14 protein-coding genes and 3 tRNA genes are annotated in these 17,096 nt (G+C 70.9%); 10 read left to right on the forward strand and 7 right to left on the reverse strand.

Features of this window, described 5'->3' with window-relative positions; all coding sequences use genetic code 11:
- Window positions 1–26: 26 nt before the first annotated feature.
- Entirely contained in the window at window positions 27–812 is a 786-nt protein-coding gene (locus tag Ari01nite_RS04035) for an SDR family NAD(P)-dependent oxidoreductase (RefSeq protein WP_203779484.1), read from the forward strand.
- Window positions 809–1,759, forward strand: coding sequence for an oxygenase MpaB family protein (locus tag Ari01nite_RS04040; RefSeq protein WP_239162460.1), 951 nt, complete (start codon window positions 809–811; stop codon window positions 1,757–1,759). The genes Ari01nite_RS04035 and Ari01nite_RS04040 overlap by 4 nt, the downstream gene beginning before the upstream one ends.
- 6 nt (window positions 1,760–1,765) lie before the next feature.
- Here Ari01nite_RS04040 and Ari01nite_RS04045 read toward each other — a convergent pair.
- The 3 genes from Ari01nite_RS04045 to Ari01nite_RS04055 form a co-directional block, all read right to left on the reverse strand.
- Window positions 1,766–1,843, reverse strand: a tRNA-Met gene (locus tag Ari01nite_RS04045).
- A 2-nt stretch (window positions 1,844–1,845) separates the two neighbouring features.
- Window positions 1,846–1,917: transfer RNA gene (locus Ari01nite_RS04050), tRNA-Lys, on the reverse strand.
- Between the two features lie 194 nt (window positions 1,918–2,111).
- A tRNA-Trp gene (locus Ari01nite_RS04055) sits at window positions 2,112–2,184 on the reverse strand.
- Window positions 2,185–2,442: 258 nt separating this feature from the next.
- Between Ari01nite_RS04055 and Ari01nite_RS04060 the strand changes: the two genes are divergently transcribed.
- A complete protein-coding gene (locus tag Ari01nite_RS04060) occupies window positions 2,443–2,961 on the forward strand; it encodes a VOC family protein (protein ID WP_203779486.1) in 519 nt (172 codons plus the stop codon).
- A 1-nt stretch (window position 2,962) separates the two neighbouring features.
- Here the strand turns inward: Ari01nite_RS04060 and Ari01nite_RS04065 are convergent, their stop codons facing one another.
- Both Ari01nite_RS04065 and Ari01nite_RS04070 read right to left on the reverse strand, forming a co-directional pair.
- A complete protein-coding gene (locus Ari01nite_RS04065) occupies window positions 2,963–3,967 on the reverse strand; it encodes a TAXI family TRAP transporter solute-binding subunit (RefSeq protein WP_203779488.1) in 1,005 nt (334 codons plus the stop codon).
- Between the two features lie 230 nt (window positions 3,968–4,197).
- Entirely contained in the window at window positions 4,198–6,357 is a 2,160-nt protein-coding gene (locus Ari01nite_RS04070; RefSeq protein ID WP_239162461.1) for a TRAP transporter permease, read from the reverse strand.
- A 96-nt stretch (window positions 6,358–6,453) separates the two neighbouring features.
- Here Ari01nite_RS04070 and Ari01nite_RS04075 point away from each other — a divergent pair, with 96 nt between their 5' ends.
- The 5 genes from Ari01nite_RS04075 to Ari01nite_RS04095 all read left to right on the forward strand — a co-directional run bounded on the left by Ari01nite_RS04075 (window position 6,454) and on the right by Ari01nite_RS04095 (window position 13,178).
- Entirely contained in the window at window positions 6,454–7,278 is an 825-nt protein-coding gene (locus Ari01nite_RS04075) for a CDP-alcohol phosphatidyltransferase family protein (protein WP_203779490.1), read from the forward strand.
- Between the two features lie 48 nt (window positions 7,279–7,326).
- Complete coding sequence (locus Ari01nite_RS04080) at window positions 7,327–8,163, forward strand: dioxygenase family protein (RefSeq protein ID WP_203779492.1); 837 nt, start codon at window positions 7,327–7,329, stop codon at window positions 8,161–8,163.
- Window positions 8,164–8,218: 55 nt separating this feature from the next.
- On the forward strand, window positions 8,219–9,976 hold the full coding sequence (locus tag Ari01nite_RS04085) for an AMP-binding protein (protein ID WP_203779493.1): 1,758 nt from the start codon (window positions 8,219–8,221) through the stop codon (window positions 9,974–9,976).
- A gap of 9 nt (window positions 9,977–9,985) precedes the next feature.
- Complete coding sequence (locus tag Ari01nite_RS04090) at window positions 9,986–11,644, forward strand: ArnT family glycosyltransferase (protein ID WP_239162462.1); 1,659 nt, start codon at window positions 9,986–9,988, stop codon at window positions 11,642–11,644.
- A 76-nt stretch (window positions 11,645–11,720) separates the two neighbouring features.
- Entirely contained in the window at window positions 11,721–13,178 is a 1,458-nt protein-coding gene (locus tag Ari01nite_RS04095) for a hypothetical protein (protein WP_239162463.1), read from the forward strand.
- Here Ari01nite_RS04095 and Ari01nite_RS04100 read toward each other — a convergent pair.
- Entirely contained in the window at window positions 13,150–14,805 is a 1,656-nt protein-coding gene (locus tag Ari01nite_RS04100) for an AMP-binding protein (RefSeq protein WP_203779495.1), read from the reverse strand. The genes Ari01nite_RS04095 and Ari01nite_RS04100 overlap by 29 nt on opposite strands.
- 87 nt (window positions 14,806–14,892) lie before the next feature.
- On the opposite strand from Ari01nite_RS04100, the gene Ari01nite_RS04105 reads away from it, so the two are divergent.
- Window positions 14,893–15,726 carry a helix-turn-helix transcriptional regulator gene (locus tag Ari01nite_RS04105; RefSeq protein ID WP_203779497.1) on the forward strand — a complete coding sequence of 278 codons (834 nt, stop codon included), beginning with the start codon at window positions 14,893–14,895 and terminating at the stop codon, window positions 15,724–15,726.
- Entirely contained in the window at window positions 15,723–16,739 is a 1,017-nt protein-coding gene (locus Ari01nite_RS04110; RefSeq protein WP_203779499.1) for a zinc-dependent alcohol dehydrogenase, read from the forward strand. The genes Ari01nite_RS04105 and Ari01nite_RS04110 overlap by 4 nt, the downstream gene beginning before the upstream one ends.
- Here Ari01nite_RS04110 and Ari01nite_RS04115 read toward each other — a convergent pair.
- On the reverse strand, window positions 16,723–17,013 hold the full coding sequence (locus Ari01nite_RS04115; RefSeq protein WP_203779501.1) for a hypothetical protein: 291 nt from the start codon (window positions 17,011–17,013) through the stop codon (window positions 16,723–16,725). The genes Ari01nite_RS04110 and Ari01nite_RS04115 overlap by 17 nt on opposite strands.
- Between the last annotated feature and the right edge of the window lie 83 nt (window positions 17,014–17,096).

Here is a 17,096-nt window from a genome sequence, read left to right on the forward strand (position 1 = left end):
AGGAGGACTTCTGACGGAGGTGTGCCATGGATCTTCAACTCGCCGGCAAGGTCGCGGTCGTCACCGGTGGCAGCGCCGGGATCGGCCGGGCGGTCGCGCACGGTCTCGCGGCCGAGGGCGTGCACCTGGCGCTGGCCGGGCGCGACCCGGACCGGCTACAGGCGGTGGCGGCCGAGATCACCGCCGTGCGGGTCCTGCCGGTCGCCGCCGACCTGGCCACGCCGGACGGGGCCGCGCGGCTGGCCGAGGCGGTCACCGGGGAGTTCGGCGGCGCCGACCTGCTGATCAACAACGCCGGTACGGGCAGCGAGGAGAAGATCCTCACCGCCCCCGACGAACGCTGGCAGCACTACTGGGACCTGCACGTGATGGCGGCGGTCCGGCTGGCCCGCGCGCTGGCGCCCGGCATGAAGGCGCGCGGCGGCGGGGTGATCCTGCACAACGCGTCGATCTGCGCGACCCAGCCGCTGGGCTACGAGCCGATCTACAACGTGACCAAGGCGGCCCTCGTGATGTTCTCGAAGTGCCTGGCCAACGAGCTGATCGGGGACAACATCCGGGTCAACACGGTGAACCCCGGTCTGGTCATGACCGGCGACTGGGTCAAGACCGCGAAGCTGCTCACCGAGGGCACCGGCCAGACCTGGGAGCAGTACCTCCAGAAGATCGCCGAGGACAACGCGCCGATCGGGCGGTTCGCCACTCCCGAGGAGGTCGCCGACCTGTTCGTCTTCCTGTGCTCGCCCCGGGCCGCCTACACGGTCGGGTCCACGTTCTACATCGACGGGGGTTGGTTGAATGTGACCACGTGAGAGACCGCTACGCCACGCTGCGCCGCATCCAGGCTCTGGACCCGGCCCGCGACTACCTGGCGATCTACCAGACCATGCTGCGGTTCGAGTTCCCGTGGGACCTGCGGTTCGGGATCAACCTGGCGTTCAACCGGTCGTTCGCGATGCCGCCGGTGGCCGCGCTGCTGGTGGGCACCGGCGAGCTGACCGAGCGCACCCGCAAGCGCATCGACGACACCGGCATTTTGATGTACGAGATCGTGCTTAACGGGTTCGACCACCCGCGCGGCCGGGCGGCGCTGCGCCGGGTCAACCAGATCCACCGGCCGTACCGGGACGTGCCGGGCGACGAGTACCTGTACGTGCTCGCGTGCGCCGTGGTCATCCCGCTGCGCTGGCTGGACCGGTACGGCTGGCGGCAGCCGTGCTGCCACGAGCGGGAGGCGACATACCGGTTCTTTCGCGAACTGGGCCGCCGGATGCACATCACCGGCATCCCGGAGAGCGCGGACGACCTGCACAGCTGGTTCGAGGCGTACGACCGGAGGCTGGTGCCGGACGACAACGCGGCGGCGATCGAACGCGCCACCCGCATGCACCTGCGCAAGCGGCTGCCGTTGCTCACCGACGCGCTGATCGGGGCGGTCTACGACGACCGGTTCCGGGCCGCGGCCAAGGTTGCGCGGCCGCCGTGGCGGGTGCGGGCCGGGCTGCACGCCGCGCTCCGGGCCCGCGCCCGGTGGCTGCGGCATCTGGGCCGGCCGCGGAGGACCGGGCTGTTCGAGGGTGGCGTCATCACCACCGCGACCTACCCGGACGGCTACGAAATCGCCGAGCTCGGGCCGGCGTCAGCGCTTCCGGACCGCCCGGACGATGACGGCGGCGAGGATGCCGGTGACGGCCAGCGTCAGCAGCAGACAGAGGGCCAGGTGCAACGGCTTGATCGCTCCCATGGGGGCATACCGTAGCGGGGTTGGTGGCAGGGGTGGGATTTGAACCCACGATCTCGGGCTCATGAGGCCCGCGAGCACTCCGAACTGCTCCGCCCTGCGAGTACGCCGCCAGGGACTCGAACCCTGAACCCGCTGCTTAAGAGGCAGCTGCTCTACCGTTGAGCTAGCGGCGCGTACTGCGTGCGTGGACGCCCTCGCTTTCGCCCTTGACGGGCTGGGGAGGGACGGCGGCACACCGCGTTGGCCGGGTAGCGCAAGTAGTCCCGGCCAGCGAGCCCGGCGGTCGTCTCACCCGCCGCAGCCGGCCCGCGGAAAACCGCCGGCCCTCCCCCATTATTTGCTTATGAATTGTCGAATAAAAGGCACGCACGGGCGGCAGGAATTGAACCCGCAACACACGGTTTTGGAGGCCGTTGCTCTACCGGTTGAGCTACGCCCGCGGGTGGCCGAAGACGAAGAAGCCGCCCGTCCCGGCGTGGGAGGGCGGCGGCGGAAACCTTACGGCATCAGCCGTTTCGCCAACTCACTCCCGGGGAGCACAACTTCATGGCGGCCTGCCACATCATCTTGCTCCCCTTTCCTGCGACGCTCTCTGCGGGCTCGTTAAACGTTAGAGGACAATGGGCGCGGTGGCAATCCTTTTATAGGTCACGGGGTGACCGCAATCGACGCTACCGTCGCCAGGAGAGGGAGGAACCATGAGTACACCTGAGGGATACACGACCGTGGCGCCGTGGGTGGTCACCGACGACACCGGGGCGTTGCTCGACTTCATCACGGCGGCGTTCGAGGGGGTGGAGACCGGTCGGGTGCCTACCGAGGACGGGCTGATCGGGCACGCCGAGATCCGGGTGGGCGACACCGTGGTGCTGGCGTTCGACCGGCGGCCCGAGTGGCCGGCCATGCCCAGCCTGCTGCGGGTGTTCGTGGCGGATGCCGATGCGGCGTTCGGGCGGGCGGTCGCGGCCGGCGCGACGGTGGTCACCGGGCTCGACGACAATGCGTTCGGGCAGCGGGGCGGGCGGGTCCGGGACCCGTTCGGCAACATCTGGTGGGTGGTGAGCCACGTCGAAGACGTACCGGAAAACGAAGTTTGGCGGCGCCTGCAGGAGCCGCGTTATGCCGAATCCATGAAGGTCGCTCAGGAGACGCTGGACGCCGAGCTCAGTGGCCGGGCCGAGGGACGCAGCAGCGCGCCCGTCGGCCCGGCCGGGTGAGCTACTGGGGCGCGCCGAGGTCGTCGAGAGCCTCGACCGCGCCGCGGTGCAGCGGGACCGGGTCGGTCTTGCGGGCCTGGTCCAGGGTGATCTCCTTGGCCGCCGCGTTCGCCTGCTCCAGTTGCGACTTGCGGTCGAACAGGAGGCGGGTCAACGAGCAGGCCACGTTCGGGTCCAGGTCGTCCTTCACCAGCAGGACGTTGGGCACGATGACGGTCGGTACGTCGGCGGGGGTCTTGTAGGTCGCCGCGGGGATCGTGCCGGCCTCGTAAACCGGGTTGATCTTCTGCAGATCCGGGAGCACCTTCGTGATGTCCAGGAACTCGACGCTGTCGCCGCTGGTGGTCAGCAGGTCGGTGACGCCGGGGGTGGGCAGGCCGCCGGACCAGAAGAAGGCGTCGATCGAGCCGTCCTTCATCCCGTCCACGGTCTTGGTGAGGTCGAGCTTCTGGGCGCTGATGTCCTTGGCCGGGTCGAGGCCCGCCGCGGTCAGCACCCGGTTGGCGATGACCTCGGTGCCGGACTTGGGCGAGCCGGTCGAGACCCGCTTGCCCTTCATGCCGGCGACGTCCTTGATGCCGGCCGCCTTGCGCACGATGACCTGCGTGTAGTTGGTGTGGATGCGGGCCAGCGCGGTAACCGGCTGCTTGCTGGTGAAGCTGCCGGTGCCGTTGATCGCATCGGCCGCGGTGTCGGCCAGCGAGAAGGCGACGGCGTATGTGCCGGCGACCACCTGCTGGATGTTCTGCACCGAGGCGCCCGTTTCGGCCGCGGTCGCCCGGAGCCGGCCGCCAGCGGTGTTGATCTGCTCGGCGTACGCGTTGCCGAGCGCAAAGTAGACGCCGGTGGCGTTCCCGGTGGCGATGCCCACCCGGGTGTTGGTCGTGACCTCGCAGGTGACGGCCCCACCGGCGTCGGTGGAGGCGGCGTCCTGCCGGCCGCCGCAGGCGCTGAGCGCGCCCCCGGCGAGTACGAGGGTGGCCGCGGCGATTGCCATCCGTCTCATGTCATCCCCGTTCCTTCGGTATGTGGTCCGGCCCGCCCGCCGGGCACGGGAGGGCTGTTCATCGGTTCCGGCCGTCCCGGGTGGGGCGGTCGGCCGTGCCGGCCGGTCCGGAGACCGGCCACTGTGGTGCTGTTTCGGGGATCGAATCCGCCCTGCCGGTCGCCGCAGGGCGGGCCTTTATGCGGTTGTGGTCCCGCCGGCGCTTGTGACGAAGGCGAGGGAGGTGCGGATCAGGGCGCGGATTCCGTCGATGGGGAAGGCGCCGGGGGTGGTGCAGGCCGCGTGGGTTCGCCGCCCGCCGGTTCGGCCGGCGGGTCGTCGCCCCGCGCGGAGGCTGTGGATGAAGGGGCCTCTGTGGATAACCCGGGGGCGGCTGCCTGGGTGGGCGAGACTGAGGGCTCGGCTGGGGTTGGTCCGGACCGGTGGCGGTTGACGGCGGCAAGCAGGACGGCTGCCGCCAGTGTGGCGACGCCGATCGCGATCGTGGTCGGCTCGAGGTAGAGGAGGAGCAGGCCGGCCACCGCGGCCAGCACCCGGCTCGGGGTGTTCGCCGGGCCGATGCCGAGCACATAACCGCCGGTGGCCACCGCGAGGCCGGCCACCGCCAGCACCGCGACCCCGGTGGCCCAGACCACCTCCAGCACCGAACCGCGTGCCAGCAGGAAGGAGCCGCTCGACGTCAGGACGAACGCGATGGGCACCAGGAAGGCGGGCAGCGCGTACTTCAGCGCCTGCCACATGGTCGGCACGGTGCGGCCGCCGGTGATGGCGCTCGCCCCGACCGCGGCCAGGGCCGTCGGCGGGGTCACCTCGGACAGCACCGAGTAGTAGAAGACGAACATGGCCGCCGCCGGCTCGGGGACGCCGAGGACGATCAGGGCCGGGCCGATGATGACCCAGCCGATGATGAAGCTCGCCGTGACCGGGACGGCCAGGCCCAGGATGGCCAGCGCGACGGCGGCCAGGACCACGGTGAGGGCGAGCACCGCGGTCGGGTTGGAGGTGACCGCCTGGGCGCCGGAGACCAGCAGCGAGGCCAGTTGGGCGCCGAGACCGGTCTTGGTCGTGGTGGCGGTGATGATGCCGGCCGCGGCGCACACCGCGACCACCGGCAGCACGCCGCGGACCCCGGCGGACAGCGCCAGGAACAGGCGCTGCGGGGTGAGCCGGGCCTGCCGGTCCAGGAAGGACAGCAGGAACGCGACCAGGGTGGCGTACACGACCGCGCGCGTGGCGCTCACATCCAGCGCCAGCAGGACCACGATCAGGATCAGGGAGGAGAAGTGGTAGCCGAACCGGGCCAGTAGGCGCCAGGGGCTCGCGGCGTCGACGACCAGGCCGCGGACCCGGAAACGGCGGACGTCGATCTCGACCGCCAGCAGGATGCCGAGGTAGTAGAGGAGGGTGGGGATCATGGCCCAGCCGAGCACCGTGAGGTAGGAGACCTCGAGGTACTCCGCCACGATGAACGCGGCGGCACCCAGCGTGGGCGGCGACAGGATGGCACCGACACCGGCCGCGGCCAGCATGCCGCCGGCCTGCTCCGCGGGGTAGCCGGCTCGCCGCAGCATCGGCCAGGTGACCGCGCCGACGCTGACTGTGGTGGCCGTGCCGGAGCCGGAGACCGTGCCGAGCAGGAAGCCGGCCGCTACCGCGGTGCGGCCGGCGGCGCTGCGGGACTTGCGGAAGGCGGCCACCGACAGGTCGACGAAGAAGCGGCTCGCGCCGGACAGGTCGAGCACCGCGCCGTAGATCGTGAACAGCACGATGTAGCTGGCCGCGACGTCCAGCGGGGTGCCGTAGAAGCCGCTCGCCGAGTTGTAGAGGGCGTCGATGATCTGCGCGAAGTCGAGTCCGGCGTGGGCGATCGGCCAGTCCTGCGGCAACAGTCCGCCGTAGTACCCGTACGCCAGAAAAGCGAGACAGACGATCGGCAGCGCAAGCCCGGTGGTGCGCCGGCATGCCTCCACGACGACCACCAGCAGCAGGGCGCCGAACAGCACGTCGACCGGTTCGAGCAGGCCCTGCCGGTTGAGGAAGCCGTCGTAGCCGCCGCGCACCGGCGCGAGCGGGTAGAGGCACGCGACCAGGGCCACGCCGGTCAGGAGCCAGTCCGGCACGGTGGGGCGGTCGCCGCCGCGCTTGGAGAGCCGGGAGCGGTACGCGAGGAAGACCAGCGGGAGGGTGCCGGCCAGGAACACGATCAGGTAGTACTGACTGCCCTTGGCCAGCGGGCGGAACACCTGCCAGAGCACGAGTACGGCGACCAGGAAGGCCACGATCGACACGCCGAGACCGACCCGGCCGGTCAGTTTGCGGGCCGGGAGTTCCTCGTCGTCGTAGTGCACGGCGGGGGGATCTTCGAGCGCCGAAGATCGATCTCCACCCATGGGACGGACATTACTACGCGTCGTCCGATTGGTAATCATTACTTACGTAACGGGCGTACAGCATTTTCATAGCGATCTTCACTAGAGTTGTACCGCGTGACCGTGACCCTGGCTGAGATTCGCGAACGCACGTACAAGCCGCGCGATGCATGGTGGACTGTCCTGCTCGTCGACCCGCTCGCCGCCAGACTGGTCAAACTGGTCGCTCCATATCGGCGGATCACGCCGAACGTGCTCACCCTGGTGGCCACCGCGCTGGGCCTGGGCGCGGCCGCCTGCTTCCTGGTGCAGGGCCGGTGGTGGCTGGTGGCCGGCGCGCTGCTGTTCCACGCGAGCTTCGTGGTCGACTGCATGGACGGCAAGATCGCCCGGTTGAACGGCACCGGGACGATCTTCGGGGCCTGGTTCGACTTCGTCTTCGACCGGCTGCGGGTGTTCGTCTGCTCGGTGGCCCTGTTCGGCGGCCAGTACCTGCACACCGGCCGGGACGTCTTCCTGTGGCTGCTGTCCGTGGTGATCTTCCTGGACCTGTTCCGCTATCTGAACGGCGCGCAGATGGCCAAGGTCCGCGCCGAGATGCGGGAGCGGCTGGACGAGGCGCGCGGCCCGGCCGACGAGGACGACGCCGAGCCGGCGACCGAGGAGGCGGCCACCTCGGCGAAGCGCCAGGTCGGTGCGTACCTGAAGAACCGCCGCATCCGCACCCACCTGTTCAGCGGGATCGAATACGAGATGACCGTCTTCATCCTGGCACCGCTGACCGGGCTGATCATCCCGTTCACGGTCGGTGCCGGCGCGCTGCTGCTGCTGTTCGAGGCGTGGCTGGTGCTGAAGTTCTTCCAGCAGGCGCAGCAGTTCCCGGCCCGGCTGGCGGCGGTCGAGGCGGAACGCGCCCGGCCGGGGGCGAAACACCCGTTCTGATCCCGTTCCTGGCCGTCACCGCAACCCGCCGCGGGTTTGCTGAGGGGCATGACCGAGCTCGCGACCCGGCACGACGGCGGACTGGCCCACGACTTCCCGCTGGTCCGCCGGCGCCGGATGACCGGCCTGGCCGGCGGCACCACGGTCGCCGCGCTGGCCGGCACCGCGACGGCCGCATTGGCCGGCACCGCGACGGCTGCGCTGGCCGGCACCGCGACGGCCGCATTGGCCGGCACCGCGACGGTCGCGCCGACCGGCGGCACCGCCCCGCTGACCGGCGGCACCGCTGTCGCCGCGCTGGCCGGTGTCACCCGGGGCCGGCCCGAGCTGGCCGCGGCCCTGGCCACCCGGCTGATGCGCTCCGGTCTGGTCCGGGACGACATCCGGCGCAGCTTCGGCACCTCGCACGGCGTCGCCCGGGGCGTGCCGCTGACGGTGCGGCTGCGGCTGGTGAGCGCGAACTCCGGCAAGCCGGTCGCGGGATACGCCGTCTACCTGTGGCAGAGCGACCGAGACGGCAACTACTCGCTGTACTCGCCGGGGCTGGCCGCCGAGAACTATCTGCGCGGCGTGCAGGCCAGCAACGACAACGGGTGGGTTCAGTTCCGCAGCATCTTCCCGGGCGCGGCCGCCGACCGGTGGCCGCACCTGCACTTCGAGGTCTACCCGAATCTGGCCGCGGCGACCGAGGCCAGCGGCCGGTTGCACAGATGCCGGCTCACCCTGCCGGCCGACGCCTGCGCCACCGTCTATGCCCGGCCGGACTACGCGGCCAGCCGCGCGAGCCTGGGTGCCGACCTGGCCGGTGACGGTGCGTTGGAGATGGCCGGCGTCACGGGCTGCATCGAGCGCGGGTTCACGGCGGTACGCACCGTAGCGATCTGACACCCACCCCCGTCCGGGGGTGGCGTCCCGCCGGTGCCGGGCGGACGCTGGCAGGATGACGACGGGTACGGCGGCATTCCGGGCGGCGCGCGACTTCCTGCTGGCCCACGCCGAGGACTACGCGGCGGCCACGGCCGGGTTCGCCTGGCCGGAACTTGACGAGTTCAACTGGGCGCTGGACTGGTTCGACGTGATCGCCGAGGGCAACGAGGAGCCGGCTCTCTGGATCGTCGAGGAGGACGGGACCGAGGAGCGTTTCTCGTACGCCGCGATGGCGAGCCGGTCCAGCCGGGTGGCGAACTGGCTGCGCGCGAACGGGGTGCGGCGCGGCGACCGGATCGTGGTGATGCTCGGCAACCAGGTCGAGTTGTGGGACACCATCCTGGCCGTGATGAAGCTGGGCGCCGTGCTGATCCCGGCCACCCCGCTGCTCGGTGCGGCGGACGCGGCCGGCCGGGTGTCCCGCGGCGGCGCCAAGCATGTGATCGCCGGCGCGGCCTGGGCGGCCAAGTTCGACACGGTCGACGCCACAAAGATCGCGGTGGGCGCCCCGATCGAGGGCTGGCTCCTCCTCCGCGATGCCTATTCCGGAGATGACGGATTTGTCCAGGGAGCCGGCGGCGAACTTCGAGGTGGCGGCGCGGAGGGCACGGGCGGCGCGGAGGGCACGGGCGGCGCGGAGGGCACGGCAGGCGCGGGCAGAATCACCCGGGCGACCGACACGCTTCTGCTCTACTTCACCTCCGGCACGACCGCCCGCCCCAAGCTCGTCGAGCACACCCACCAGTCGTACCCCGTCGGGCACCTCTCGACGATGTACTGGATCGGGCTGCGGCCGGGCGACGTACACCTCAACATCTCCTCGCCGGGGTGGGCCAAGCACGCCTGGAGCAACGTCTTCGCGCCGTGGAACGCGCAGGCCTGCGTCTTCATCTACAACTACACGCGGTTTGACCCGGCGCGACTGCTGGCCGAGATGCAGCGCTGCGGGGTGACCAGCTTCTGTGCGCCGCCGACCGTGTGGCGGATGCTGATCCAGGCCGACCTGTCCGCGCTGCCGACGCCGCCGCGGCTGGTGGTGGGTGCCGGCGAGCCGCTCAACCCCGAGGTGATCGACCAGGTGGAGAAGGCGTGGGGGGTGACTGTCCGGGACGGGTTCGGGCAGACCGAGACGACCGTGCAGATCGCCAACACGCCCGGTCAGCCGGTCAAGCCGGGCTCGATGGGCCGGCCGGTGCCGGGCTACCGGATCGCGCTGATCGACCCGAACACCGGCGCGGAGGCCGAGGAGGGCGAGATCTGTGTGGCGCTCGACCCGCGGCCCACCGGGCTGATGGTCGGCTACCACGGCGACGACGAGCTGACCGCGGAGCGGATGGCCGGCGGCTACTACCACACCGGGGACGTGGCCAGCCGGGACGCGGACGGCTACATCACCTACGTGGGGCGCACCGACGACGTGTTCAAGGCGTCCGACTACCGGATCTCGCCGTTCGAGCTGGAGAGCGTGCTGATCGAGCACGAGGCCGTGGTGGAGGCGGCCGTGGTGCCGTCGCCGGACGAGTTGCGGCTCGCGGTGCCGAAGGCATACGTCGTGCTGGCCGAGGGCTGGGCCGCCGACGAGACCACGGCGGCGGCGATCTTCGCCCACTGCCGGGAGCACATGCCGCCGTACGCCCGCATCCGCCGGCTCGAGTTCGCCGAGCTCCCGAAGACCATCTCCGGCAAGATCCGCCGGGTCGAGCTGCGGGACGCCGAACGCGAGAAGCACGCCGACCCGGACACCCGGCCGGCCGGCGAGTTCACCGGCTAAGTTTGCGCGGTGCCGAAGAGACGCCTGCTCTATCTGACCGTGGTGGTGGCGTTACTGGGACAGATGGCCTTCGCCATGGTGACCACCGCGGTGCAGCAGTCGCCAACCATCGACGAGCCGGTCTACGTGGCCACCGCCAAGGTGCTCACCGACCAGCACAGCCTGCGGTACAACGCCGAACATCCGCCGCTCGGCAAGCTGATCATGGCGGCCGGCCTGGCCTTCGACGACGCCACGCCGGATCCCGCGTACGTGGGAAACCAGACCCGCCTCGGCCGGCACCTGCTCTACGAGAGCAACAACAACCCGTTCCAGCTGATGCTCCTGGCCCGGTTGCCGATCATCCTGCTGACCCTGCTGTTCGGGCTGGTGGTGTTGTTCTTCGCGCGAGACCTGGCGGGGCCGTGGGCCGGGCTCATCGCGCTGGCGCTGTACGCCTTCTCCCCCGACGTGATCGCGCACGGCTCGCTCGCGACGCTCGACGTGCCGGCCACCGGCATGATGCTGATCGCGTTCTGGATGGCCTGGCGGGCGCGCGCCACCGGGGCCGCGGCCACCCCGTTCAAGGTCGGCTGGCCGGCCAAGCTCTACCTGCCGCTGGCGGCGCTGGCCATGGGAGCCGCGATCGCCACCCGGATGAGCGCGCTGGTCGCCGTACCCCTCCTGCTTTTTTTGATCTTGTTGCCTCGAGGTCTGCCGACGCCGGCCAAGCTGCGCGCCATCGGCCCGGCGAAGATCGGGAAGCGCGCCGGCCGGCGACTGCTGTGGGCGGCCGGCATGGGCAGCCTCGCGGTGGCCGTGGTGTGGCTGACCTATCTGGCGGTCGACCCGCGGCTGACCTGGACCCCGCCGGCCAACCTCGTGCACCCGGGCGGCCTGCGCGAACTCGCCGTCGACCTGATGCCGATGCCGCAGGCGTACCAGGACGGCATGCTGATGCAGTTCCGGTTCGAGGCGCGCAACTGGAACGGCTTCCTGCTCGGCGAGGCCTACCGCGGCTCGCCCTGGTACTACCTGCCGGTCGCGGTGCTGATCAAGACGCCGCTCGGGATGCTGGCGCTGTGGCTGGCCGGCACGATCACCGTGCTGGCCAAGCCGGCGCTGCGGCCGGTCGCGCTCTATCTGCTGCTGCCCGCCGGCGTGCTGACGGTGGTGGCGATGCTCGGTTCGCGCAACTACGGAACCCGGTACGTGATCTTCCTGCCGATCTTCCTGGCGATCGTGGCCGGGACCGTGGCGCTGCTCAAATGGCGGTGGGCGCGGGTGGCGACGGCGGTGCTGGTGGCGTTCGTGGCGGTTAGCTCGTTGCGCACGTTTCCCTACTACCTGCCGTACTCGAACGAGGCGTTCGGCGGCACCGCGAACACCCACCACAACCTGCACGACGCCAACGTGGACTGGGGCCAGGATCTCGCGCGGCTCGGCTCCCACCTGCGCCAACACTATCCAGGACAGACCGTGTGGCTGGTCTACAAGGGCAGCGGGGCGCCGGGCTACTACGGCATCCGGAGCCAGAACCCGTACAGCGTCCCGGCCGACCAGGTGCGCGGGCTGCTGGTGGTCTCGAACTCCCGGGTGGCCCTGGCAACCGGCCGGCTGAAGCAGCTGGTCGAGTCGAGCACACCGATCGATCAGGTCGGGCACTCGATCACCATCTACCGCCGCTGAAGCTTAAGGCTGGGTAAAGGCTTTCCTGCAGGTTGGCGCTTCTCCCGTGGGAGCGTTCCCAGTAATGTTTCCGCCCGTGACTGACCCGTCCGGAGAACCAGCCAGCCACCGAGCCGATCCCAAGGTCCGCCGGCTCATCCTGATCGGTGTGGTGGCGGGTGTGCTCGCCGCCACCGGCATCGCCGTCGCCTCGATGCCGGCCGGTGCCGGTGGCCTCGGACTGTTCGGCGCCAGCTCCGCGCCGACCTCGTCCTCCGCCGGTGCCCTGTCCGGCGGTGCCACGTCCGCCCCGGGAGCGTCGGCCGCCGCGGTTCCGTCCGGCTCGGCGGCGCCCTCGGCGTCCGCCTCGGCATCTGCGTCCGCCAAGGCCGCGGCGCCTTCCGGTCCATGCGGCCGTACGGTGGGCAACGCGCCGGCCACCAAGGTGACCCAGGTCAACGTCGGCACCTCGGTCAAGGGGTACGGCGGCGAGGGCGACACCGAGGCGTTGCCGATGGCCATCGCCGCCACCCCGAACGGCGGCTCCTGGCTGGCCTGGCTCGGCACCAACGGCAAGGTCTACCTGGGCAAGCTCGGCTGCGACGACAAGCTGGTCGGCAAGCCCACCTCGTTCACCGGCATCGACCTGCAGGACGTGGCGGCCGACGCGAACGGCGGCGTGCTGCTGCTGACCCGCAAGGGCAACTGCGGCGACGGACCGCTGTGCGGCGGCTCGTCCAGCCCGTGCAACACCATGCACATGGTCCGGTTCGACAACTCCGGCAAGCTGGTCTGGGAGCGCCAGGTCACCAACCTGAGCAGCAGCCGGGCCGGCTACGACGACGGCGCCCGCTTCGTCTGGTGGTACCAGCACCACGGCCGGCTGGCGTACGACGGCAGCAACTACGCGGCCTACTTCGGGGTGGCCATCACGGTCCGGAACGGCAACTGCGTGGACATCCACCAGGGCGACCGGATGCAGGTGGTGAGCAAGTCCGGCAAGCTGGTGAGCGGCAAGAACAGCTTCGAGGTCGGCTGCAGTCACGCCTGGACGTCCCGGATAGTGTGGGATCCCAAGGCCAAGAAGTTCACCATGGTGTGCGCCACCGACAACAACTGCCGGATCGCGCAGCCCAGCCCGTACCGCACGGTCGCCGCGAGCACCTGCGACGGCACGCTGTTCGGCGGCGACCTGGTGCTGGCCAAGAGCTCCGGCTACTGGACGGCGTGGAGCCAGGGCGGCAAGGTGCGCCTGTCCAACTTCTCCGGCAGCTCGGCGGCGAAAAAGACGGTCACCACAGCGTCCTCGTCCCAGCACCCGCACCTGGTCCGCTACGGCACCGGCAAGATGCTGCTGGCCTGGCAGTCCGGCTCGTCGATGAAGGCACAGGTCTACGACGCCGGCACCGGCTCCACAGTGGGCAAGTCCTTCACCATCGCCGCCAAGGACCACGCCTACCAGGCCTTCAAGTCCTACTCCGACGGCAGCGTCGCCTACCCGGCCGCCGGCAGTTCCGGCAGCACCATCAAGATCGCCCGGGTGCTCGCGAGCTGAGGATCTCCGCGGCGCGTTCGCGCATTTCCACCTTGCGGACCTTGCCGGTGACCGTCATCGGGAAGCCGTCTACGACGTGGACGTACCGCGGGATCTTGAAGTGGCTCAGCTTGCCGGTGCAGAAGGCTCGCACGTCGTCGGCGCTGAGCGGGGTGGCGCCTGGGCGCAGGACGATCCAGGCCATCAGTTCCTCGCCGTAGCGGGCGTCGGGGACGCCGATGACCTGGACGTCGGCTATGTCGGGGTGGCGGTGCAGGAACTCCTCGACCTCGCGGGGGTAGACGTTCTCGCCGCCGCGGATCACCAGGTCCTTGATGCGGCCGACGATGTTCACGTAGCCGTCCGGGTCCATGGTGGCCAGGTCGCCGGTGTGCATCCAGCGGGCCGCATCGATCGCCTCGGCGGTGGCGTCCGGCTGGTCCCAGTAGCCGAGCATGACCGAGTAGCCGCGGGTACACAACTCGCCCGGCTCGCCGTGGCCCAGCACCCGGCCGGTGCCCGGGTCGATGACCTTGGACTCCAGGTGCGGCATCACCCGGCCCACGGTCTCGGTGCGCCGGGCCAGGGTGTCGTCGGCGCGGGTCATGGTGGACACCGGCGACGTCTCGGTCATCCCGTAGCAGATCGCGACCTCGGCCATGTTCATCTCGGCCACCACCCGCTTCATCACCTCGACCGGGCACGGCGAGCCGGCCATGATGCCGGTGCGCAGGCTGGACAGGTCGTAGTCGCCGAAGTCCGGCAGGCCCAGTTCGGCGATGAACATGGTCGGCACGCCGTACAGCGAAGTGGCTTTTTCGCTCTGGACGGCGGCCAGCGTGGCGGCCGGGTCGAAGCCGGGCGACGGCAGGATGATGCAGGCGCCGTGCGAGGTGGCCGCCAGGTTGCCCATCACCATGCCGAAGCAGTGGTAGAGCGGCACCGGCAGGCAGATCCGGTCCTGGTCGGTGTAGCCGAGCAGTTCGCCGACGAAGTAGCCGTTGTTCAGGATGTTGTGGTGCGAGAGGGTGGCGCCCTTGGGAAAGCCGGTGGTGCCCGAGGTGTACTGGATGTTGATCGGGTCGTCGAAGGCCAGCCCGAGGCCGTCGGCGCCCACGCCGCCCACGCCCTCCGCGCCGCCCACGCCCCCCGCGCCCATCCTCCCGCCGGACATTTCCGATTTGTCGCCTGAGAGGAACAAATCGTCCTCGCCGATGTAGGCCACCGCCCCGAACCCGATCGACTCGATCATCGCCCGGTAGTCGCTGCTCTTGAACGACACCGCGCTGATCAGGAACTTGAGCCCGGACTGCTGCACCACGTACTCGAGCTCGTGCGTCCGGTAGGCCGGATTGACGTTCACCAGGATCGCGCCGATCTTTGCCGTCGCATACTGCGTGATCACCCATTCCGCGCAGTTCGGCGCCCAGATCCCGACCCGGTCCCCGGTGCCGATCCCGCGCTCGATCAGGCCCGCGGCCAGGCGATTCACGTCGGCGTTCAGGGTGGCGTACGTCCACCGCCGGCCCGCCGCGACGTCGACCAGCGCCTCCCGGTCGCCGAACCGGGCCACGGTGCGTTCCAGATTTGCCCCGATCGTGTCGCCGAGCAGGGGCAGCGCGGAGGTACCGGACGCATAGGACACCATTTCCGCAGCATGGGCCCGTCCGCGACGACCGCGCCACCCCTGTTCGGGGGTGAGGCCGGCCCCGGCGGGCCGTGACATGCTGAGAACGTGCTCGAAACAGCCGGCCTGCCCGCCGCGCTCGGCCGGATCCGCCGGGTCACCGGCCTCCCGGTCGCGTTCGGCGGCGTGGTGGCGGCCGACGGGCGGCACATGCGGCTCAGCGACTTCGCCGGCACCGCCACCCCGGCGTTGCACGGCCTCGTGGTGTGCGCCGGCAACGGGCTGGGTGGCCGGGTGGTGAGCACCGGCCGGCCCGGCCGGGTCGAGGACTACGCGGCCGACCCGCGGATCAGTCACGAGTACGACGCTCCGGTCACCGCCGAGGGCCTGCGCGCGATCGCGGCCGTGCCGGTGGCCACCGGCGGTTCGGTGCTGGCGGTGCTCTATGCCGGCACCCGGGAGCCGCTCGCGGTGGGCGCGCGGGCACTCGATGCCATCGCCCGCGTCGCGCTGGGCGTGGGGACGGAGATGACCGTACGCCGTGAGGTGGCGCGCCGGATGGCCGCGCTGGAGACCGCGGCCGCGCGCACCCCGCCGGAGAGCACCGCCCGGGAGTGGGAGGAGGTCCGTCTCGCCCATGCCGACCTGCGCACCCTCGCCGCCGAGACCACCGACCCCGGCCTGCGCGAGCGCCTCGAACGGATCGCCGGCCGGCTGACCGCCCGCCACCCGGGCCGGGCCGCGGGCAACCCGCTCTCGCCGCGCGAGCTGGACGTGCTCGCCATGGTCGCGGTGGGCTGCGGCAACGCCGAGGCGGCGCGGCGGCTGGGCCTGCTGCCCGAGACGGTGAAAAGTTACCTGCGCAACGCGATGCGCAAGCTGGGCACGCACGGCCGGATGGAGACGATCGTGACGGCACGACGGTTGGGCTTCCTGCCGTGAGGCGGGTGCTGGTCACCCCGTCCGGCGTCGAGGTGACCGAGGCACCGGTGCCGGTCGCCGGTCCGCGCGAGGTGCTGGTGCGGACGGCGTTGGCGGGCATCTGCGGGTCCGACGTGCACGCGCTGCAGGGCCGGCACCCGTTCATCACGCTGCCCTATCCGCCCGGCCACGAGGTGAGCGGAACGGTCGAAGCCGTCGGCGCCGGCGTGCGCTCGGTCGAGGCCGGCCAGCGGGTCACGCTCGAACCGTTCCTGCCCTGCTGGGACTGCAAGCAGTGCCGGGCCGGCCGGCAAAATCTGTGCGAGCGGCTGCGCTTCTTCGGCTGTGCACACGACCAGGGCGGCATGGCCGAGTGGTTCACCATCGACGAGCGCCGCCTGCACGTCATTCCCGACGCGCTCGACTGGCCGGCCGCCGCGTTCATCGAACCGCTCGGCACACCGGTGCACGCCGCCCGGCTTGCCGGCGGGCTGGCCGGCCGTGCCGTGGCGATCCTCGGCGCCGGCACGATCGGCCTGCTCACCCTCCAGGTCGCCCGGGCGCAGGGCGCCGCCCGGGTGGTGCTGACCGCGCGTTCCGAGCGCAGCCGCGAGCGGGCCGCGAAGTTCGGCCCCGACGCGGTGGTCGACGCCACCGCGGCCGACGCGGTCGAGCAGTGCCGCGCCGCGCTGGGCGAGAGCGCCGACGTGGTCTTCGACTGCGTGGCCGAGCAGTCCACCACCACGCAGGCGCTGCACCTGGCCGACAAGGGCGGCACGGTGGTCGTGGTGGGCGTCCCGCCGGCCGAGGTCACCGTGCCGCTGCCGCTGATCCAGGACAGCCAGCTGCGGATCCAGGGCAGCGCCACCTACCTCCCCGAGGATTTCGCCGGCGCCATCGACCTGCTCACCTCCGGGGCGGTCGACGTGAGCGCGATGGCCACCGCCGTGCACCCGCTCACCTCCGCCGCCGACGCCTTCGCCGACGCGGCCTCGGGCACCCACATCAAGGTCCTGCTCAGCCCCCAGATGTAGGTTGAAGCTGCAACCAGCTGCGGGAAGGAGTTCCGGGTGGGTGCCGGGCCGCCGGGTCGCGGGCGACGGCCGGCAGCACGAAGCCCTCGACCATCAGCCCGCCCTGGACCCGCGACCGCGCCGGCCACGAAGTAGAGCGCCAGCCCGGTCCGGCCGAGGCGGCCGAGGGCCGGGCCGGCGAACAGGTAGGCGCCAGCCCGCCGGCCACACTGAGCAGGAACGATCCGATCAGCGCGGCGCCGCTGCCGGTCAGGAGTCGGTGCTTGTCGGTCATGGCCACAGCGTGTGCCGGTGGACTTCGAGCGGCCTAACGGTGACTGAACTGAGAAATCAGACCCCTGGTGGTTACCCGTCGGT

The sequence above is a fragment of the Paractinoplanes rishiriensis genome (genome assembly GCF_016862375.1).
In the GTDB taxonomy this organism is placed as follows: Bacteria; Actinomycetota; Actinomycetes; order Mycobacteriales; family Micromonosporaceae; genus Actinoplanes; species Actinoplanes rishiriensis.